The following is an 18,988-nucleotide window of genomic DNA, read 5'->3' as shown; positions in this document are numbered from 1 at the left end:
ATCTCGCACCTCGATAACTGTACGTAAGATCAGTATAGTTCGTGGTAACTGACTGCTAATCATGGGTAATCAGGTATTCCTTTGCTTACCATCATGGTATTTACAGTGTAAAAGCTAATTGTTAACTCATTCATTTCGCCAAGATTTTTCTATCAAGGCAGGTCAAACAGCAGGGCTTCACTCCCCCTGGAGGCGGTGAGCACCCAGCTCGACTCGTCGCGGCTGAGCAGCCCGTCGCCGGGTCGGGCAGCCAGACCGTTGCCGGTCAGCTCCCCTGAAATCATGTGCAGGTAACCATGACGCCCTTGCAGTGCCCACTCCAGGGTCTCCCCTTCTGCGAGCTGCAGACGCCACACTCTGGCCTGCTGGCGGATCCTGAAGGATCCCGCCTCGCCGTCCGGTGACGCCACCAGCGTCATCCCGGGCTTGTTTTCAATCTTCTTCTGCTGATAACCCGGGGTCGTGCCGTGTTCATTCGGCTCGATCCAGATTTGCAGCAGGGAGAGCGCCTCGGTCTGCGAGGGGTTGTACTCGCTGTGCCGGATGCCGGACCCTGCGCTCATCAGCTGGAAATCCCCCGCCGGGATCTGCTCGGCGTGGCCGAGGCTGTCCTTGTGCTCTATGGTGCCTTGCAGCACGCAGGTGAGGATTTCCATGTTGGCGTGAGGGTGGGTCGCGAAACCGCCACCCGGCGCCACCCGATCCTGATTGATGACCCGCAGGGCAGAGTGTCCCATCCATTCCGGGTCATAGTAGTGACCGAAGGAGAAGCTGTGACGGGCATCCAGCCAGCCAAAGTTGGCCTTGCCCCGTGCTTCTGCGGCTCTCAATTTCATCATGGTGTGCTCCTCACTGACCAAGTTGGTTCATTAACGCTGGCGACCGTCACCCAGACCGAAGGGGATGCGGTAGCTGCTGCTTTCGTTGCCCAGGCTCACCGTCAGCTTGCCCTGGGTACGGCTCGGGATGGCGACCTGCTGGGTGCCCATCAGGTTAGCGTGGACGGAAGCCAGCAGATCACCGGACTCGTCGCGCACCTCCAGCATGGGGTTGGCCTTGCCGTCCATCGCGGCGGTGGCGCTCCAGTTGACGAACAGCACGCCCGGGGCGGCATTGAAGTCAGCGGGAACGGAAGCCTGGGCGGCACCTGCGGTCATCAGGCCTGCAACGGCCAGCATCTTGATTACGTTTTTCATGTTCATTCACTCTCTTGGGTTTTATGTCATTGCCAAGGCCCCTTGGGCCCGAATCAATGCATCCATGCAAGAGATCATTCAAATACTATGTTGTTCTTTTGCTGACATCAGACATCGTGTTTGGGGATGTCTCAGCCCGGAACTACCTTTTATTTGGCTGCCAGGCGTTCCTGCCTAAGCGTTGATTGAATATTAAAGTGACTTCCCCTAAGTTGTTAGCGAGATAATCTGGTAAACACATTCAAAAAAATTGAAGGTTGGATATGGCCAAGGAATCGAACAAGGAGCGGGCGCTGACCCTGGAGGCGATCCGGGTGCTGGACGCCATCGACCGTCGTGGCAGCTTCGCGGCGGCGGCCGACGAGCTGGGCAAGGTGCCTTCGGCGCTGAGCTACACGGTACAAAAGCTGGAAGACGAACTGGACGCCATGCTGTTCGACCGCAGCGGCCACAGGACCAAGTTCACCCCGGCGGGCCGCATGCTGCTGGAGCGGGGCCGGGTGCTGCTGGAGGCGGCCGAGCACCTGGTGGGGGAGACCCGGGCCCTCTCCCGTGGCTGGGAGACCGACATCACCATCGCCGTCGATGCCTTGATGCCGGTACAGGCTCTCTACCCCCTGGTGGATCGGCTGGCCGAACAGACCGATACCCGGCTGAGGTTTCGCGCCGAGGTGCTGGCGGGCAGTTGGGAGTGCCTGGAAGATGGCCGCGCCGACCTGCTCATCTCCTCTCTCAATGCCGATATCGCCATGACCGGCATCAAGCACCAGGTGCTCAGGGAGGAGGTGATGCTCTACGTCGCCCACCCCGATCACCCCCTGCATCAGGAACCCGAGCCCCTGGCGGACGAGACCCTGCGCCGCTATCGCGCCATCGCGGTGGCCGACACGGCACTGCGCAAGCCGGTGCTCACCTACCGCCTGCTCGACAAGCAGCCGCGCCTGACCGTCAGCACCATGGGGGAGAAGCGGGACGCCCTGCTGGCGGGGCTCGGCATCGGCACCATGCCGCAACGCTGGATTGAAGAGGACATCAAGGCGGGCAGACTCAAGATGATCAGTCCCGAATATCGCCACCAGATCCAGGTCGTGCTGGCCTGGCGGCGAGACACCATGGGCAAGGCCAAGAGCTGGCTGGTGCGGGAGATCCCCAAGCTGTTTGCCGGTCAGGGGGAATAAAGGACTGCCTTCCGGGGTCGGTGGCGCAGGAAGTATCAAAACTGCGCCCCATTCTTGACGACGGGCTCAGATTCGGAGAAAAGAAAAAAAGCGGACCTCTTGCGAGTTCCGCTCAATGCCAGGAAAGAATAAAACCTTGCGGTTAAAAAAACCCTTAAATTGGAAGCAAACAATCGTTTTCTCAACCAGGAAGGTATTGAATCCGATTCGTGTTGAATTATGTGCGATGTAATATGCATCACCAGCAAAATGTTGAAAGGTTGAAGGATATGCACCACCGAGTGTCATTTTCTGCCACCTTGCACAACAACTGGTCAGGCCATTTCCGCCATTATCACCGGGTTACCCTCCTCTGGTTTTTCTAGGTGTCAAAATTTGAGCCCAATACAGACAAACCACTCAATTCCTGACACGACTAAAAATGCAGATAAAGGAATAGTTGCATGACCTACAGCCAGACACTGGCCAATCACATCCTCGACACCCTGAAGAAAACCCTGACCGACAAGGGGATCCGCTATCAGACCCTGGCAGAAGCCATGGGGGTTTCCATCGCCACCGTGAAGCGCATGATGAACAAGCCCTCCCTGCCGTTCGACACTCTGCTGGAGATCTGCCATCTGGTGGGACTCTCCTTCGAAGAGCTGCTGGACCGGACCCAGGATGCCCAGAGCCGCCGGGCCGTCTTCACCCAGGAGCAGGACGAGGCGTTTCACAAGGAGCCGGGGCTCTATGCCTTTCTCGCCAACATCTTCTGGCGCGACAAGACCCTTATCGATCTCAAGCGGGAGTACGGCCTGACCGATGCCTCCTGCTACCTCTATCTGCGCAAGCTGGAGAAACTCGGCATCCTGCAGCTTGGCATCGACAACAGCTACCACTTCCTCATCAGCGAGCGCATCAGCTTCGAGCAGCACAGCCGTTTCGCCCGCCAGCAGGCGCGCCAGGCCATGTCGGTGCTGGGGGACTATCTGGTGGAGAACATGCACAGGCCCAACAACTACATGGCGCTGTGCCAGCTCCATCTGGGGGAGAGCGAGGCCATGGCGCTGATCGATCGCATGAAGGAGTACTGGCATCAGGAGCTCAAGCTCAACCGCCCCGCCATCGGCCAGCGGGAGGGCAGCAAGACCTACACCATGTCGCTGCAACTGGCGGACTGCGGCTACCAGAGCTTCGACGATCTGATCCCCAACATCGACAACTGATCCCGGTGGATCCTGCGGGATCCGCCATGTCAGCGCCAGAACGCCGCTACTCTGCCAGTTGCACCTGCCGCGCGCCCATGGCGAGCGGTTGCAGTGCCCGGGTATCCAGGCAGATGCGGATGGCGTCCGGTCGCCAGTGCTCGATGTCGCAATCCACCAGCTTCCCCTCCTCGTCATGATTGACCCGCACCAAGCGCAGCACGGCGCTCCCCTGGGCCAGGTTGAGGGCGCGGGCTATCTCTCCCCGGGCCGCCGAGGGGGTGATCTCGAGGCTCGCCCAGCCCTGGCCTATGCCATAGCGCTGCTGGTAAAGCTCGGTGAGGGAGCTGGCCAGAGGAGCGCTGGCGATGTCGGGGAAACGGCTCGCCAGCAGGTGATGGCTGACGTGGAGCACGGGGCGACCGTCGATCAGCCGCTGGCGGCGGATCTCGTAGAGCGGCGTAAAGGGTTCCAGACCCATCCAGCGGCACAACTCGCTGCTGGCAAGCTGGTTGCCATGGGCCAGCACCCGGGTCTCGGCGGTGCGCTGCTGCTCACCAATCCACTGGTGAAAGTGGGTGTGGATGGCGGGATCGTAGGTGAGGCGAGGCGGCGCCACGAACCAGCCGCGCCGCTCGGCCCGGTAGATGAGGCCGTCCGCCTCGAGGCTGGAGAGTGCCTCCTTGATGGTGATGCGGGTGGTGGCGAATCGCTCGCTCAGGGCCCGTTCGGCGGGCAGCTGCTGCCCCGCCGCCAGGTGTCCGCTGCCGATATAGCGGCGCAGGGTCCGGCAAATCTGTTCGCACTTGGAGGGTATGCGGCCATCGGCCATCCCCTGTTCACTCAATCGCTCTGTCACTGTCACATCCCTGTCGGTCATTCGGGTTTGCACACCACTGGAGTAGACCAGAGGTTGTCGACCCCGAGTTGTAACCGCCCCTGATGACAGCGCCATGACAGGGCGATTGTCACGAAACTGCCATCAAAGCGCCCCGCCACCGTCATATTTCCCCTCTAGCATCCCTCTCGAACCTTAACTGACCTAGTCCAGAGGGATGGGATGATGAAAAGCGTGATCGCAAGTGCACTGGCCCTGATGGCCATCAGTCAACCGCTGTTTGCCGCCGAGAACATCGCGGATCTCGAAAAAGCCGCCCGCGGTGAGGGCCAGCTCCAGAGCGTCGGCATGCCGGACAGCTGGGCCAACTGGAAGGATACCTGGCAGCAGCTCGGCAGCATCTACGGCATCAAGCATCAGGATACCGACATGAGCTCCGCCCAGGAGATCGCCAAGTTCGCCGCCGAGAAGGCCAACGCCACCGCCGACATCGGCGACGTGGGCGGCGCCTTCGGCCCGGTGGCGGTCAAGCAGGGGGTCACCCAGCCCTACAAGCCCTCCACCTGGGCCGACATTCCCAACTGGGCCAAGGATGCGGACGGCCACTGGATGCTGGCCTATACCGGCACCATCGCCTTCCTGATCAACAAGGATCTGGTCAAGGCCGCCCCCACCAGCTGGCAATCCCTGCTGGGTGGCGACTACAAGGTGACCCTGGGTGACGTGGGCGTCGCCTCCCAGGCCAACAACGGCGTGCTGGCGGCGGCCTATGCCACCGGCGGCAGCGAGAAGAATCTGAAACCCGCCCTGGATCTGTTCGGCAAGCTGGCCAAGCAGGGCCGTCTGTCGCTGAACGACCCGACCATCGCCAACATCGAGAAAGGCGAAGTGGAAGTGGGGGTGCTGTGGGACTTCAACGCCCTCAACTACCGCGACCAGATCGACCCCAAGAAGTTTGATGTGGTGATCCCGAGCGACGGCTCCGTCATCGCCGGCTACACCACCATCATCAACAAGTGGGCCAAGAACCCCAACGCCGCCAAGCTGGCGCGGGAATACATCCTCTCCGATGCAGGTCAAATTAACCTGGCCCGTGGCTACGCCCGCCCCATTCGCAGCAACGTGACCCTGCCGGATGACGTCAAGGCCAAGCTGCTGCCGGCCGAGCAGTATGCCAACGCCAAGCCGGTGCAGGATCACGCCGCCTGGGAGCTGAGCTCCAAGGCCCTGCCGCGCCAGTGGCAGGAAACCGTCATGATCAACATGCAGTAAGGAGCGGCCAGTGCAACACAAGGTGATAGTGGTACTTGTGGATGGCCTGGCAGCAGAGGTAGCCCATTGCATGGGCTACCTCTGTGGCATGGTGGAGGCAGAGCGCGGCCTGCATACGACCCTGAGTGCCGCCCTGCCCTCCCTCTCCCGCCCTCTCTACGAGTGCATCCTGACCGGCGTGCCGCCGGTGGCGAGCGGCATCACCCACAACGGGGTGACGCGCCTGAGCCAACACGACTCCATCTTCCATCTGGCCCGGGCCGCGGGCAAACGCACCGCAGCGGCGGCCTACCACTGGGTGAGCGAGCTCTACAACCAGAGCCCCTGGCTGGCGGCCCGCGATCGCTTCACTCACGATGAGCAACTGCCCATCCAGCACGGCTGCTTCTACTGGGATGACGGCTACCCCGACAGCCATCTGCTGATGGACGGCGAGTGGCTGCGCAGCCAGTACAACCCCGATTTTCTGCTGATCCACCCCATGGGGGTGGACGATGCGGGCCACCAGTTTGGCCTCGATTCCCGCCAGTACCGCAATCAGGCTCGCCGCATGGACAGTCTGCTGGCCGAGCTGCTGCCCCAGTGGTTGGCAGAGGGGTATCAGGTGGTGATCACCTCGGATCACGGCATGAACAACGATCTCAGCCATGGCGGCACCCTGGCCGAGGAGCGCACCGTGCCGCTCTGGCTGTTTGGCGACGCCTTCGTCGAACGCTGGCCGGATGGGGTAGTGATCGCCCAGACCCAGCTCTGCGCCCTGATGGCCGACCTGCTGGGTGTGCCCCACGACAAGCCGGTGGCTCCCCCGCTGCTCAAGGCGGCCTTTATGCGCGAGGTGCACTGATGATGCCTGCCACCACCGAGATCCTCGCGGATCAACAGGTGAAGACACGCCGGGTGCGACGCCACTGGCTGCCAGCCCTGGTGCTGCTGCCCTTTGTCCTCTTGATGATCCTGTTCCAGCTCGCCCCCATGGGGTGGGTGCTGGTGGGCAGCGTCCAGACCCCCGATGGCTGGGGTCTCGACCACTACCGGGAGATTTTGAGCTCCCCCTTCTATCTGCAATCCTTCGGCAACTCGTTGCGCATCGCCGGCATCGCCAGCCTGGCGGGGCTCGCCATCGGCACCCTAGGGGCCGCGGCCCTGCGCCACAGCGGAGAGCGGGTCAAGCGGGTGCTGCTGGCCTTCGTCACCATGACGGGCAACTTCAGCGGCGTGCCGCTGGCGTTCGCCTTCATCATCGTGCTCGGCATCAATGGCGCGGTGACCCTGCTGCTCAAATCCTGGGGCCTCATCGACGGCTTCAACCTCTACTCGGGCAGCGGTCTTATCCTGATTTACACCTACTTCCAGATCCCCCTCGCCCTGCTGCTGCTCTACCCGGCGTTCGACGCCCTGCAGGATGAGTGGCCGCAGGCCGCCGTCCTGCTGGGTGCGAGCAGGGGGCAGTATGTGTGGCACGTGGCGCTGCCGGTGCTGACGCCCGCCTTGCTCGGCACCCTGATCATCCTGTTTGCCAACGCGGTGGGAGCCTATGCCTCCGCCTACGCCCTCACCACCGGCAACTTCAACCTGGTGACCATCAGGGTGGCCAGTCTGGTCTCCGGCGACATCTTCCTCGAGCCGAATCTCGCGGCGGCGCTGGCGGTGATCCTGATGGTACTGCTGGGGGTGGTGACAGCCGCCAACCAGTGGCTGCTGAAAAAGAGCTATGTGAACAAGGGGCAATCCCATGCATGATTTGACGCCGCGCTGGCCCAGATGGGTGCTGGGGGCGCTGGTCGCCACCCTGCTGCTACCGCTGCTGGCTACCTTTCTCTACTCCATCTCCACCCGCTGGGGGGCGACCCTGCTGCCGGACGGCTTTACCCTCGACTGGTATCTCAAACTCTGGGGCGACCCGCGCTTTCTGGCGGCCTTTGGCCGCAGCCTCCTGGTCTGTTTCGCCACCCTGCTGCTTGGGACCCTGGTGCTGGTGCCCACCGTGCTGGTGGTGGCCTACTACTTCCCCAGGCTGGATCCCTGGATGAACCTCTTGATCCTGCTCCCCTTCGCGGTGCCGCCCGTGGTCTCCTCGGTGGGGCTGCTGCAGATCTACGCTGACGGCGTGCTGCCGATTATCGGCACGCCGTGGATCCTGATCGGGACCTGGTTCACCGTGGTGCTCCCCTTCATGTACCGGGCGCTGGCCAACAGCCTGCAAGGGGTGCCGCTGAAAGATCTGATGGATGCCGCTCATCTGCTGGGGGCGAGCAGTGCCCGCGCCTTCCTGCTGGTGGTGCTCCCCTGCCTGCGCAAGGGGCTGCTGGCGGCACTGTTTCTCTCCCTCTCCTTCCTGCTCGGCGAGTTCGTGTTTGCCAACATGCTGGTGGGCACCCGTTACGAGACCCTGCAGGTCTACCTCTACAACATGTGTGCCACCTCGGGCCACTTCACCAGCGCCCTGGTGATGAGCTACTTCCTGCTGACCCTGCTGCTCACCTGGGCAGCCAACAGATTTCATCGGTGAATCAACATGTTCCATCTAGAAGTGAATCAACTGCACAAATCCTACGGTGACACCAAGGTGTTCGAGGGGATTGAATTCGGCATCCGCAAGGGGGAGCTGGTGACCCTGCTCGGCCCCTCCGGCTGCGGCAAATCCACCCTGCTGCGGGCCCTGGCCGGGCTCACCCCGGTGGATGGTGGTCAGGTGCGGGTGGCCGGTGAGGACATTACCTGGCAGCCACCTCAGAAGCGGGGCATCGGCATGGTGTTCCAGAGCTATGCGCTCTTCCCCAACATGACGGTGTGGGACAACGTCGCCTTCGGCCTCAAGATGAAACCCCAGCCGTGGCGGGATCTCGCCGCCAGCGTGCAGGAGGCGCTAGAGCTGGTGGAGCTGACCGGCTTCGAGCGCCGCTATCCGGCCGAGCTCTCCGGCGGCCAGCGCCAGCGAGTGGCGCTGGCCCGGGCTCTGGTGGTGCAGCCGCGGATCCTGCTGCTGGATGAGCCGCTCTCGGCGCTGGATGCCCGCATCCGCCGCAGCCTGCGCCAGCAGATCCGCGAGATCCAGCAGCGCCTCGAGCTCACCACCATCTTCGTGACCCACGATCAGGAGGAGGCGCTGACCCTGTCGGATCGGATCTTCCTGATGAACAAGGGGTCCATCGTCCAGAGCGGCACACCGGAGAAGATCTACACCCGCCCCGCCAGCGAGTTCGTGGCGGGCTTTATCGGCAACTACAACCTGCTGGGTGGCGAGCAGGCCAAATCCCTGTTCGGCCCGCGCTTTCGCGGCAAGCTGGCGCTGCGGCCGGAGTCCATCACCCTGCTGCCCGCCGGGGCGGTCAGCCACGAGCCCAGCCTGCCCGGCATCGTTCGCCAGCAGCAGCTGCTCGGCAACGTCATCCGCTATCAGGTGGAGTGCGAGGCAGGGCTGTTGACGGTGGATTGCCTCAACCGCCGTGCCGGCGATCTGCTGCCGGTGGGCAGCGCCGTGACCCTGGTGGTGGCCCGGGATCAACTCTGTGAGGTAGCATAACGCCATGAATCCCATTCATTTTTCAGCCAGTACTCCGATGCTGGCAGCCAACCCGAGGAGCAGCCATGGCCCTGGCACTGTTTGATCTGGACGAGACCCTTATTGCCGGGGATTCCGCCAGCCTCTGGCTGGAGTACATGGTGGCCCAGGAGCTGGCCCCGGCGGGCATGGTGGCCGAGGAGCAGGCCATGATGTCCCTCTACCACCAGGGCAAGATGGACATGCACCAGTACATGGCCTTCACCCTGCAACCGCTGGCAGGCAGGACGCGCCAGTGGCTCGACTCCCTCTGCACCCGCTTTGCCGAACAGGTGCTGCGGGAGCGCCTCTACCCCGAGGGGCTGGCCCGCATCGAGTGGCACCACCAGCGTGGAGACGAGCTGGTGCTCATCTCCGCCTCCGGCGAGCATCTGGTGGCCCCCATGGCGCAGATGCTGGGGATGGATCACTGCGTGGCCATCCTGCTCGACGAGGAAGCCGGCATGCTGACCGGCCAGACCCGCGGCACCCTGAGTTTTCGCGAGGGCAAGGTGGCCCGCATCAACCAGCTCTTTGCCGGAAAGGAACACCTCTGGCAGGAGAGCTTCGGCTACAGCGATTCCCACAACGATCTGCCCATGCTGCAGGCGGTGAGCCATCCCCATGCGGTCAATCCGGCCCCCGCCCTGCGCCAGTGCGCCGAGGAGCTGGGCTGGCCCCTCTGGACCTGGTAGTTGCACCCTTGATCCGCGCAATGAAGAAGAGGCCCTCAGGCCTCTTCTTTGCTCAACATGCCATCCCCTGATGGCGAGTCGTCCCGGGGAGCCAGGGGATCCACCATGTAGATGCGATTCTTGCCGTCACCCTTGGCGCGATAGACCTCGGCATCGACCATGGTCAGCAGGCTCCTGGCCCCAAGCCCGGGGGCACTCGCCACCAGGCCGCCGCTGAAGGTGATCCCAAGACCGGGTTCACGCCAGTGCAGGGAGGCCACCCCAATCCTGTACTGCTCCAGCAGCATCTGGCAGAAGTGGATATCGGGATTGGCAAACAGCACCACCAGCTCTTCCCCGCCATAGCGGCATACCCAGCCATGATCCCCCAGCAGCTTGGCGCCAAAGCTGGCCACCCGCTTGAGCACCACGTCCCCGGTCTGGTGGCCATAGGTGTCATTGATCCGCTTGAAACCGTCCAGATCGATCATGGCCAGGCAGAAGCTCTCCTGATCGAGCAGCAGCCGATTCAACCGCTCGTCGAAGAAGCGCCGGTTGTAAAGGCCGGTCAGCTTGTCGAGGTTCGCCTGCTGGCGCACCTCGTGATAATCCTTGCTCACCTCCGCCAGCTCGGCATAGACGTGCCTGAGCTCGCGCATCCCCCCCTGGTGCACCTCGTCAGGCTGGGTCCGGCTGGCCCGGATCACGGTGGAGATCTCGTCCAGCATCCGCCTGAAATAACGGGACCAGATCAGTGCCAGCACCATGTAGAGCACGCTGGCCAGCACGATGATCCCGAGCACGTTGAGGGAGGCGCTCGCCACCACCGCCTGGATGCTGGAGGCGGGCAACACGCTGATCAGCACCCAGTTGTGGTCCGGCAGGCGGCTGTAGGCTACGAACTGGCGAGACGCCTGATCCAGGAAGATGCCGTCCTCCCCGCTGAAGCGGGAGAGCCAGGTCGGGTGGGTCATGGGCTTGAGCAGTTGTGAGGGATCGGGGTGGGCCAGCACCTTGCCCGACTGGTTGACGATCATCTGGTAGCCGCTGTTCCACTGCCGGTTCAGCTGGGCGGAGAAGGGGGCCAGGATGGCATCCACCGCGAAGACCCCCCGCACCTTGCCCTCCTTGTCGGTGATGGCCCGCGCCAGGGCGATCACCAGAGTGCCGTTGGTGTAGTCGTAGTAGGGTTCGGTCCAGACCATCTTGCCCACATGCTGGCTGGCCAGCTGATACCAGGGGCGCACCCTGGGGTCGAAGTCCGCATCCGCCTGCCATTCGGGGTAGATCAGCATCTGGCGCTCGGCGGTGCCCACATAGATGTAGATGAGATCCGCCATCACCCCCTTGTAGAGACGCCACTCCCTGAGATAGGAGTCGGTGTTGCGCAGACGGGGGCCGCTGATGTCCTCCACCTTGACCTGGTCGTAGATGAGGGAGAACTGACGCTCCATCTCGTTCAGGTAGGGTTCGATGAAGATGTGGCGCAACTGGTGATTGGTGGCGAGCAGGCGCTGTTGCAGCTCTCGCTGCAGGCTGCGCTCCATGTGCAAGTAGTAGATGGCGCCCAGCATCAGGACGGGAATGAAGAGCAGAAGCAGGCCCAGGCGCATCCGTACCACCAGGGACCAGGTCTTTTTGGAGACTGCTCGCTTATCCAACCCTGACTCCATGCTATCCCCTGACATCGTGTAGTGTCAGAATATCAGCCCCACCTGATGGCGTCCAAAGGGAAGCGCATCATGTGGCCAACGAGAAGGAACTGGCCTGGATGTTGAAACCGGAACTGCTGACTGCCCTCCATTACTGCGCCGTGATCACCCTGACCGGTGCCATCACCTCGGAGTATTTCCTGTTCCGACGCGGCATGTCCATCGAGCAGGTGCGCAAGCTGCTGCTGGCTGACAGCCTGGCCGCCCTGGCCCTGCTGCTCATCTTCATCACGGGCGTGCTGCTGGTGGTCGCCCATCCCCAGCCACCGGCCATCCTGCTTGCCAATCCGGGTTACCGCACCAAGCTGCTGATGTTCTTCGCCATGGCCATCAGCTTTGGCTACCCCAGCCGGCTGTTCCACCACTGGCGCCGATCCTTGCGCCAGGGACGGGCTCCCCTTGTCTCCACCCAACAGCAGTTCTGGGTGATCTGGATCCTTAGGGGCAACCTGCTGCTGCTCGCCCTGCTGCCCCTGCTCGCCAAGCTGGCCAGCCGCTGATCCTGCCCTCGCCCGGCAACAAATGGCTGACGACAAACGCCCCTTCTCGCAGGTATCGTAATGGCGGGGCCCGAGTGCCGCCGAGACTCTTTCTCAGGGATGATTCCGTATGCGTTCAAACATGATGTTATTGATGGCCGCCGCCATCTGGGGGCTGGGCTTCGTCGCCCAGCGCCTGGGAATGGATCACATGGGGCCCTTCACCTTCAACGGCCTGCGTTTCCTGCTAGGCGCCCTCTCCCTGCTGCCGCTCTTGTGGTGGCTCAAGTCACGCCAGCCGCCCCAGCCTGCCGGTGATCACCGCCTGCTGCTGACCGGGGGCCTCATCGCCGGCACCGTGCTCTTCTCCGCCGCCTCCCTGCAACAGGTGGGGCTGCTCTACACCACGGCCGCCAAGGCGGGCTTCATCACCGGCCTCTACATCATCCTAGTCCCCGTCATCGGCCTGGCCCTGCGCCACAAGACCGGGGCCAACACCTGGGTAGGCGCTCTCATCGCCATGGCCGGGCTCTACTACCTCAGCGTCACCGAGGAGTTCACCATCGGCTACGGCGATCTGCTGCAAGTGATCGGGGCCCTGTTCTGGGCCGTGCATCTGCTGGTGCTGGATCACTACTCGAACCGGGTCGCCCCCATTCGTCTTGCCGGGGTGCAGTTCGTGGTGTGCGGTCTGCTCAGCCTGGCCACTGCCTTCGTCATCGAGACCCCGACGGCGAGTGGTGCCGTCGCGGGCTGGCAGGCGCTGCTCTATGCAGGTCTGGTCTCGGTCGGCATCGGCTATACCCTGCAGGTGGTGGGGCAGCGCGGTGCCCATCCGGCCCATGCCGCCATCATCCTCAGCCTGGAGACGGTGTTCGCCGCCATCGGCGGTGTCCTGCTGCTGGGGGAACATCTGGACGAACGGGCCGTGGTCGGCTGCGCCCTGATGCTGGCGGGGATGCTCATCTCCCAGATCCGCCTGCGCTGGTGGTGGAAGTCCCGTCGGGACAAGGTGCCCAGCCAGCCCTGATATCGGCGGTGGTCATGGACCCCAAATAAAACGAGGCGCCCTTGGGCGCCTCGTTTTATTGCCGCCTGCCTAGCGCACGCTGGAGCAGAAGCTCACGTCATCGCGCAGGGGGTCATTGCTCACGCTGTGATAGAGCTCGAAGCAGGGGCCGTCCCCAAAGGCGAGCCCGGCCGCGACGATATCGCCGATGTGCTCCTGCCAGCGCTCCCCGTACTGGCTGCGATCCGTGATGAGGTAGCGGGACTGGGCGTAGCGTCCGGCGGGGATGTGCTGAATTTCCACCTCCCCCGCCCCCAGGGTGCCCACCGGCACGTTGATGCCGATGTCGGTGCGGCACTGGGCCGGCGGCGTCACCTCGGGGTTATCGTGGTAGATGAAGATCCACTCTCCCCCTTCCAGGCCACGGGGCGCGGCCCACTGGTGAAGGCGATGGCAGACGGCGTCATACCCTTCGCCATAGGGGCCGGTCACGCGGATATAGGCCAGGGTGCGGGCGTCCATCTCGACGGTGTTCATGGTGTTGCTCCTTGCTGATGAGTGGCCTTCAGCATAAGGGAGTGCCCCTTGCCATGCGTGTCCTTCCTTGCGATCCAGGTGTCCATTCTTGCCCTTGTCGCGGCGAAACGCCCCTGGGGTGCAACCATAGTGACGGCGAAACGCCTTGGCGAAAGCCTGGGAGCTGCCAAGTCCCGCCCCCAGAGCGATGGCGGTGACGCTGGCATCGGTGTAGCAGAGCTGCCAGGCCGCCCGCTGCATCCGCAGGCGGCGGCACATCTCGCCGGGGGCCTCCCCCACCACGGCGGTGAACACCCGGTGGAAATGGTAGAGGGAGAGGCAGGCGCGACTCGCCAGCGCCTCGATGGAGAGATCCGGATCCTGCTCCAGTGCCCGCAGCACCGGCGTCAGGCGCTCGCGATAGTCGATCATCGGCGCACCCTGGCCATGTAGAGGGCATCCACCAGCACCCCATGACGCAGGCCGTAATCCCGGGCTACGCCCTCCTCCACGAAGCCCGCCTTGCGATAGAGGGCCAGGGCCGCCTGGTTGTCGGCCCAGACCGTCAGCTCCACCCGCGTCAAGCCGAGCCAGTTGTCCGCCAGATCCAGCGCAGCCTGCATCAGGGCGGTGCCCACCCCGCGCCCGGCCCAGTCATCGTGCACCGCCATGCCGATGCTCGCCACGTGGCGGCGACGGGGGGCCGGCTCCACCATCAGGACCAGCGCGCCCGCCACCTCCCCCTCCCACTCCGCCAGCAGGCTGTAGATGCCATCCCGCGGGGTCAGCTTCTGCTCCCACTGCTGCAGGGAGGGGAAGGGAAGTTGCAGGGTGCCCGCCTGGGCATGGGGCATGGCGTGAAGATCCCGCAGGGCGGCGGCATCTTCCGGCCCGGCGCGGCGAATGGTGATGGACATGAGACCTCCTGATTGGCTGAATCCCATCTTGCCGCAAGGCTGGCGTCTGTTTCCACCCCCATCAGCGAAACCAATCAAAGGGTTAGGCACACTCCATTGGAGCCGCTCCCCCACTTCCCCTAGTCTGGCGACTCATCACAAGGAGACCCGCCATGACCGACAAGACCCTGCGCAGCGCCAACGGCGCCCCCGTCGTCGACAACAACAACAGCCTCACCGCCGGCCCCCGCAGCCCCGTCCTGATGCAAGACATCTGGTTGATGGAGAAACTCGCCCACTTCGACCGCGAGCGCATTCCCGAGCGGGTGGTGCACGCCAAGGGCTCGGGCGCCTACGGCACCTTCACCGTGACTCACGACATCAGCGCCTTCAGCAAGGCCGACCTGTTCAACGCCGTCGGCAAGCAGACCCCGGTGTTCCTGCGCTTCTCCACCGTGGCCGGCGAGAAGGGGGCCGCCGACGCCGAGCGGGACGTGCGCGGCTTCGCCCTCAAGTTCTACACCGAGCAGGGCAACTGGGATCTGGTGGGCAACAACACCCCGGTGTTCTTCATTCGCGATCCCCTGAAATTCCCCGACTTCATCCACACCCAGAAGCGGGATCCCCGCACCAACCTGCGCAGCGCCACCGCCGCCTGGGACTTCTGGTCACGCCACCCGGAATCCCTGCATCAGGTCACCATACTGTTCAGTGATCGCGGCATTCCCAGGAGCCTGCGGGAGATGAACGGCTACGGCAGCCACACCTTCAGCTTCATCAACTCGGCCAACGAGCGCTTCTGGGTCAAGTTCCACTTCAAGACCGAGCAGGGCCACAGCTTCTACACCGATGAAGAGGCGGCCACCGCCGTCGGTCAGGACAGAGAGACCAGCCAGGCGGATCTGTTCAATGCCATCGAGCGGGGGGACTTCCCGCGCTGGAAGGTCTATGTCCAGGTGATGCCAGAGGCCGAGGCCCAGACCTACTCGATCCACCCGTTCGATCTCACCAAGGTGTGGCCCCACAAGGACTACCCGCTCATCCCGGTGGGCGTGCTGGAGCTCAACCAGAACCCGGACAATTACTTCGCCCACGTGGAGCAGGCCGCCTTCACCCCGGCCAACGTGGTGCCCGGCATCGGCTTCTCGCCGGATCGCATGTTGCAGGGGCGGCTCTTCTCCTACGGTGACACCCAGCGCTATCGCCTCGGCGTCAACCACGGCCTGCTGCCGGTCAACGCCCCGCGCTGCCCGTTCCACCACGGCGCCCACCGCGACGGCGCCATGCGGGCCGACAGCAATGGCGGCGCCAGCCCCAACTACCAGCCGAACCGCTTCGGCACCCAGCAGCCGAGCGAGCAGCACGAACCGGCCCTGAGTCTGGAAGGGGCTGCCCTGCACTACGATTTTCGTGACTACGACAGCGACTACTACAGCCAGCCGGGAGCTCTCTTCCGCCTGATGGACGAGGGACAGCGCGCCCGCCTCGCCGCCAACCTGGCCCGCTCCCTCATCAATGTGGAGGATGACGCCATCGTCGCGGCCCAGCTCAGGCACTTCGAGCAGGCCGACCCCGAGTACGCCAAACGGGTCGAGCTGGCCCTGGCCGCCCTGCAACGCTGAGTCGCAGGCAGCCAACCTCTGCCAAAGCAAAACGGGGGCCTGATGGCCCCCGTTCTCGCACGACGGTCTTTGCTGAATGAAGGGGTTGTACCGCCAGCTTACGACGGCAACGACGTTGTGCACTGGCAGAGCGGCACCATTGTCCACCTGTGGTAATAAACCTGCCTGCGGTAATGCACGTTTAGTCACCAATAAAAACGGAGCCCGAGGCTCCGATTTTAATGCGGTATCAATCCCGGACGCCGCGCCCTCGCGCGCTTCCCTCCCTTGCTAACAAGGGTTTGTACCGCCAGCTCACGGCGGCAACGACGTTGAGCACTGGCAGCGCGGCATCATTATCCACCTGTGGTAATAAACCTGTCTGTGGTAATGCACGTTTAGTCACCAATAAAAACGGAGCCCGAGGCTCCGTTTTTCAATGCGGTATCCATCCCGGACGCAACGCCCTCGCGCGCTTCCCGTCCCCTTGCCAACAAGGGTTTGTACCGCCAGCTCACGGCGGCAACGACGTTGTGCACTGACAGAGCGGCACCATTGTCCACCTGTGGTAATAAACCTGCCTGCGATAATGCTCTTTTAGTCACCAATAAAAACGGAGCCCGAGGCTCCGTTGTTCAATGCGGTATCAATCCCGGACGGAACGCGCTTCGCGCTCTTCCCGCTCCCTTGCCAACAAGCGTTTGTACCACCAGCTACTGCGACGACGTTGTGCATTGGAAGAGCGACGAGCCATTGCTTAGATCCCAGTCAAGAGAAGAAAGAGCCGCATTATGCGATAGAGATCACGCCCGTGTCTGTAGCTGGATCAAGAAAAGGCTCACTGGCCCACCCGGATCGTCCGCTGGTTGCCCTCCGGTTCACCACTCTGTGACGGCGTCGTCACCTCTCGCCAGATCAGGGGACCATTGGTCTCCATCGCCTGTTACGGCGCGCACTCCAGCCAGAGCTCCCCCTGCTGGATGCGGGCCCCCTGGGAGTATTTCTGATCCTGATACCAGCACACCCGCTCGGGCAGCGAACCAAGGGGCAGCACCAGCTCGGTGCCCACCGAGTGGCTGAGGGTGTTGGACGCCGGGGCGGCCAACGCGGGGAAGAGCCAGCCAAGGGCCAGCAGACAACCTGCACAACGGATCATGGGAATTCCTGTCACGGGGGTGTGAAAGTGTAAAGCGACCAGCAGAGCCCTCGACTTGACCAATAAATGTCGGCTCATCTGGCATTCCGGAAGCAATATGATAGCCTGCCTGCGCCCGCAAAGGCCTGTCAGGGTTCTGCCGTGGGCCCCCACCGGCATCGCCGGGGTGCGGTAATAAATAACCCTTAATAATCAGGTAATTAACTGGATATGTTGTCAATGCGTATCATGCCGTTGCTCAAGGCTGCCTGCCTGAGCCTGATGTTGTCCGCCTGTGTCGCCCCCCTGCTGATGATGAGCCCCACCAGCCAGCTGATGTGGGCCCTGCTCAAGCCGCTGGTCGGTTTCGATCCGAACGAGGCCAACCTGTTCGAGCAGCCGCTGATCAAGGACAGAATGACCGCCATGCTGGGGCCCAACTACGAGAGCACCATGCAGCTGCTCAAGACCGCCGACGAGCTGCAACAGGAGGGGCCGCTCTTTTACGTGGTCTCCCGCTACGCCCCGGTGCCGGACGTGGCCAAGCAGGCCGGCATGGTCTGGAACGCCGACACCAACCAGCTCGCCGTCATGGTGCAAAAAGGTGACGGGGCGACCCAGGTCTTCGGGGAAAACCTGACGGCCGCCACCCCGACCTGGCCCAGCGCCATGCAGGGCTGGCAGTCCCAGGCCACCCCGGCCGCCACGGCCCTGACCGGTGCCGGTCAGGGGCTCACGGGCGCTGGCAGTTCTCTGCTGGGCACCATGTTGGGGGGACTGCAACAGAGCGCCAGCAAGGCCCTGTCCGACTCCACCAGACAGGTGATCGGCAGTGCCGCAACCACGGCGCAGCAACAAGCGACCAAGGCGGCGAGCGACTCGGCCAAACAGGCCGCCAGCAGCGCAGCCACCATCAGTGCCGCCACCACAGCGCAGCAGCAAGCCACCAAGGCGGTGAGTGACACCGCCAAGCAGGCCGTCAGCAGCGCCGCCGCCATCAGTGCCGCGACCACAGCGCAGCAGCAAGCCACCAAGGCGGTGAGTGACACCGCCAAGCAGGCTGCCAGCAGTGCCGCCACCACGGCGCAGCGGCAAGCCGCCAAGGCAGCGAGCGACAGCGCCAAGCAGGCCGTCAGCAGTGCAGCAACCATCAGTACCGCCACCACCGCACAGCAGCAAGCGGCCAAGGCGGTGAGCGACAGCGCCAAGCAGGCCGCCAGCAGTGCCGCCGCCATCAGTGCCGCAACCACGGCGCAGCAGCAAGCCGAAAAGGCGGTGAGCGACACCGCCAAACAGGCCGCCAGCAGCGCAGCGACCATCAGTGCTGCAACCACAGCGCAGCAACAAACCGCCAAGGCAGTGAGCGACAGCGCCAAGCAGGCCGCCAGCAGTGCCGCAACCACGGCGAAGCAACAAGCCGCCAGCAGCGCAGCGACCATCAGTGCCGCGACCAGTGCACAGCTGCAAGCGGCCAAGGCGGTGCAGCAACAGGGCGAGAAGCGGGAAGCGACCTCCGGCACCCTGAGCGATCAGGCCAGGGCGGATGCCGAAGCGGAGCTGGAAAAACTGCTTAACTGACTTTTTTAAGCGTCATGCCACCATAAAAACAGGTTCATCGCGGCTTTCCGGGGAAGGCCGCCTTGATTTTCAGAAAAAAGTATTCTGAGTCCCTAAATCCATACCTGATTACCCATGATTAGCAGTCAGTTACCACGAACTATACTGATCTTACGTACAGTTATCGAGGTGCGAGA

18 protein-coding genes and 1 pseudogene are annotated in these 18,988 nt (G+C 63.3%); 12 read left to right on the top strand and 7 right to left on the bottom strand.

Going from position 1 to position 18,988, the window contains the following annotated elements:
- Positions 1 to 152: 152 nt before the first annotated feature.
- Both OKB81_RS13040 and OKB81_RS13035 read right to left on the bottom strand, forming a co-directional pair.
- Positions 153 to 839: a pirin family protein gene (locus OKB81_RS13040; protein ID WP_109112080.1), complete on the bottom strand. Its 687-nt coding sequence runs from the start codon at positions 837 to 839 to the stop codon at positions 153 to 155.
- Positions 840 to 869: 30 nt separating this feature from the next.
- A complete protein-coding gene (locus OKB81_RS13035) occupies positions 870 to 1,202 on the bottom strand; it encodes a hypothetical protein (RefSeq protein WP_041211883.1) in 333 nt (110 codons plus the stop codon).
- Between the two features lie 257 nt (positions 1,203 to 1,459).
- Here OKB81_RS13035 and OKB81_RS13030 point away from each other — a divergent pair, with 257 nt between their 5' ends.
- Both OKB81_RS13030 and OKB81_RS13025 read left to right on the top strand, forming a co-directional pair.
- Positions 1,460 to 2,374 (top strand): LysR family transcriptional regulator, encoded by a 915-nt coding sequence (locus OKB81_RS13030; protein ID WP_270805268.1) that lies wholly within the window; start codon positions 1,460 to 1,462, stop codon positions 2,372 to 2,374.
- 443 nt (positions 2,375 to 2,817) lie between these two features.
- On the top strand, positions 2,818 to 3,582 hold the full coding sequence (locus tag OKB81_RS13025; RefSeq protein ID WP_010675913.1) for a helix-turn-helix domain-containing protein: 765 nt from the start codon (positions 2,818 to 2,820) through the stop codon (positions 3,580 to 3,582).
- Between the two features lie 46 nt (positions 3,583 to 3,628).
- Here OKB81_RS13025 and OKB81_RS13020 read toward each other — a convergent pair whose 3' ends face one another.
- Entirely contained in the window at positions 3,629 to 4,441 is an 813-nt protein-coding gene (locus OKB81_RS13020) for a UTRA domain-containing protein (protein ID WP_270805267.1), read from the bottom strand.
- Between the two features lie 183 nt (positions 4,442 to 4,624).
- On the opposite strand from OKB81_RS13020, the gene OKB81_RS13015 reads away from it, so the two are divergent.
- The 6 genes from OKB81_RS13015 (at position 4,625) to OKB81_RS12990 (ending at position 9,907) form a co-directional block, all read left to right on the top strand.
- Complete coding sequence (locus OKB81_RS13015) at positions 4,625 to 5,671, top strand: ABC transporter substrate-binding protein (RefSeq protein WP_160839117.1); 1,047 nt, start codon at positions 4,625 to 4,627, stop codon at positions 5,669 to 5,671.
- Between the two features lie 10 nt (positions 5,672 to 5,681).
- A complete protein-coding gene (locus OKB81_RS13010) occupies positions 5,682 to 6,515 on the top strand; it encodes an alkaline phosphatase family protein (protein ID WP_160839115.1) in 834 nt (277 codons plus the stop codon).
- A complete protein-coding gene (locus OKB81_RS13005) occupies positions 6,515 to 7,411 on the top strand; it encodes an ABC transporter permease (RefSeq protein ID WP_160839113.1) in 897 nt (298 codons plus the stop codon). The genes OKB81_RS13010 and OKB81_RS13005 overlap by 1 nt, the downstream gene beginning before the upstream one ends.
- Complete coding sequence (locus OKB81_RS13000) at positions 7,404 to 8,180, top strand: ABC transporter permease (protein WP_160839111.1); 777 nt, start codon at positions 7,404 to 7,406, stop codon at positions 8,178 to 8,180. The genes OKB81_RS13005 and OKB81_RS13000 overlap by 8 nt, the downstream gene beginning before the upstream one ends.
- A 6-nt stretch (positions 8,181 to 8,186) precedes the next feature.
- Positions 8,187 to 9,194: an ABC transporter ATP-binding protein gene (locus OKB81_RS12995; RefSeq protein ID WP_160839109.1), complete on the top strand. Its 1,008-nt coding sequence runs from the start codon at positions 8,187 to 8,189 to the stop codon at positions 9,192 to 9,194.
- A gap of 65 nt (positions 9,195 to 9,259) precedes the next feature.
- The gene (locus OKB81_RS12990) at positions 9,260 to 9,907 is read left to right on the top strand and encodes an HAD family hydrolase (protein WP_270805266.1); all 648 of its coding nucleotides are present in this window, start codon (positions 9,260 to 9,262) and stop codon (positions 9,905 to 9,907) included.
- A 35-nt stretch (positions 9,908 to 9,942) separates the two neighbouring features.
- On the opposite strand, the gene OKB81_RS12985 is transcribed toward OKB81_RS12990, so the two are convergent.
- Positions 9,943 to 11,547 carry a sensor domain-containing diguanylate cyclase gene (locus OKB81_RS12985; RefSeq protein WP_270664290.1) on the bottom strand — a complete coding sequence of 535 codons (1,605 nt, stop codon included), beginning with the start codon at positions 11,545 to 11,547 and terminating at the stop codon, positions 9,943 to 9,945.
- 110 nt (positions 11,548 to 11,657) lie between these two features.
- On the opposite strand from OKB81_RS12985, the gene OKB81_RS12980 reads away from it, so the two are divergent.
- Together OKB81_RS12980 and OKB81_RS12975 are read left to right on the top strand one after the other, a co-directional pair.
- A complete protein-coding gene (locus OKB81_RS12980) occupies positions 11,658 to 12,098 on the top strand; it encodes a DUF2214 family protein (RefSeq protein ID WP_039040139.1) in 441 nt (146 codons plus the stop codon).
- Between the two features lie 109 nt (positions 12,099 to 12,207).
- Positions 12,208 to 13,107: a DMT family transporter gene (locus OKB81_RS12975; RefSeq protein WP_043154992.1), complete on the top strand. Its 900-nt coding sequence runs from the start codon at positions 12,208 to 12,210 to the stop codon at positions 13,105 to 13,107.
- 69 nt (positions 13,108 to 13,176) lie between these two features.
- Here the strand turns inward: OKB81_RS12975 and OKB81_RS12970 are convergent, their stop codons facing one another.
- Positions 13,177 to 14,034, bottom strand: coding sequence for an AraC family transcriptional regulator (locus OKB81_RS12970; RefSeq protein WP_160839253.1), 858 nt, complete (start codon positions 14,032 to 14,034; stop codon positions 13,177 to 13,179).
- The gene (locus OKB81_RS12965; protein ID WP_010675925.1) at positions 14,031 to 14,519 is read right to left on the bottom strand and encodes a GNAT family N-acetyltransferase; all 489 of its coding nucleotides are present in this window, start codon (positions 14,517 to 14,519) and stop codon (positions 14,031 to 14,033) included. Before OKB81_RS12965 ends, OKB81_RS12970 begins: the two co-directional genes overlap by 4 nt.
- A gap of 152 nt (positions 14,520 to 14,671) precedes the next feature.
- Between OKB81_RS12965 and OKB81_RS12960 the strand changes: the two genes are divergently transcribed.
- Entirely contained in the window at positions 14,672 to 16,120 is a 1,449-nt protein-coding gene (locus tag OKB81_RS12960) for a catalase (protein WP_160839255.1), read from the top strand.
- 817 nt (positions 16,121 to 16,937) lie between these two features.
- Here OKB81_RS12960 and OKB81_RS12955 read toward each other — a convergent pair.
- Positions 16,938 to 17,255 (bottom strand): annotated as a pseudogene (locus OKB81_RS12955) (DUF1496 domain-containing protein).
- Between the two features lie 219 nt (positions 17,256 to 17,474).
- Here OKB81_RS12955 and OKB81_RS12950 point away from each other — a divergent pair.
- Entirely contained in the window at positions 17,475 to 18,812 is a 1,338-nt protein-coding gene (locus OKB81_RS12950; protein WP_270805265.1) for a hypothetical protein, read from the top strand.
- The last annotated feature ends 176 nt before the right edge of the window (positions 18,813 to 18,988 follow it).

Origin of the sequence: Aeromonas sp. QDB56 (genome assembly GCF_027705505.1) — a bacterium.
Lineage (GTDB): Bacteria > Pseudomonadota > Gammaproteobacteria > Enterobacterales > Aeromonadaceae > Aeromonas > Aeromonas caviae.
The sequence above is the reverse complement of the archived record's forward strand: the minus strand, read 5'-3'. Positions and strand labels throughout refer to the sequence as shown.

Coding starts and splice junctions, on each gene's coding strand:
- OKB81_RS13020 (WP_270805267.1), bottom strand. CDS start 4,441: ATGACCGACAGGGATGTGACAGTGACAGAGCGATTGAGTGAACAGGGG.
- OKB81_RS13005 (WP_160839113.1), top strand. CDS start 6,515: ATGATGCCTGCCACCACCGAGATCCTCGCGGATCAACAGGTGAAGACA.
- OKB81_RS12980 (WP_039040139.1), top strand. CDS start 11,658: ATGTTGAAACCGGAACTGCTGACTGCCCTCCATTACTGCGCCGTGATC.
- OKB81_RS12975 (WP_043154992.1), top strand. CDS start 12,208: ATGCGTTCAAACATGATGTTATTGATGGCCGCCGCCATCTGGGGGCTG.
- OKB81_RS12960 (WP_160839255.1), top strand. CDS start 14,672: ATGACCGACAAGACCCTGCGCAGCGCCAACGGCGCCCCCGTCGTCGAC.
- OKB81_RS12950 (WP_270805265.1), top strand. CDS start 17,475: ATGCGTATCATGCCGTTGCTCAAGGCTGCCTGCCTGAGCCTGATGTTG.
- OKB81_RS13040 (WP_109112080.1), bottom strand. CDS start 839: ATGATGAAATTGAGAGCCGCAGAAGCACGGGGCAAGGCCAACTTTGGC.
- OKB81_RS12970 (WP_160839253.1), bottom strand. CDS start 14,034: ATGATCGACTATCGCGAGCGCCTGACGCCGGTGCTGCGGGCACTGGAG.
- OKB81_RS13025 (WP_010675913.1), top strand. CDS start 2,818: ATGACCTACAGCCAGACACTGGCCAATCACATCCTCGACACCCTGAAG.
- OKB81_RS12965 (WP_010675925.1), bottom strand. CDS start 14,519: ATGTCCATCACCATTCGCCGCGCCGGGCCGGAAGATGCCGCCGCCCTG.
- OKB81_RS13000 (WP_160839111.1), top strand. CDS start 7,404: ATGCATGATTTGACGCCGCGCTGGCCCAGATGGGTGCTGGGGGCGCTG.
- OKB81_RS13030 (WP_270805268.1), top strand. CDS start 1,460: ATGGCCAAGGAATCGAACAAGGAGCGGGCGCTGACCCTGGAGGCGATC.
- OKB81_RS12995 (WP_160839109.1), top strand. CDS start 8,187: ATGTTCCATCTAGAAGTGAATCAACTGCACAAATCCTACGGTGACACC.
- OKB81_RS12990 (WP_270805266.1), top strand. CDS start 9,260: ATGGCCCTGGCACTGTTTGATCTGGACGAGACCCTTATTGCCGGGGAT.
- OKB81_RS13035 (WP_041211883.1), bottom strand. CDS start 1,202: ATGAACATGAAAAACGTAATCAAGATGCTGGCCGTTGCAGGCCTGATG.
- OKB81_RS13015 (WP_160839117.1), top strand. CDS start 4,625: ATGAAAAGCGTGATCGCAAGTGCACTGGCCCTGATGGCCATCAGTCAA.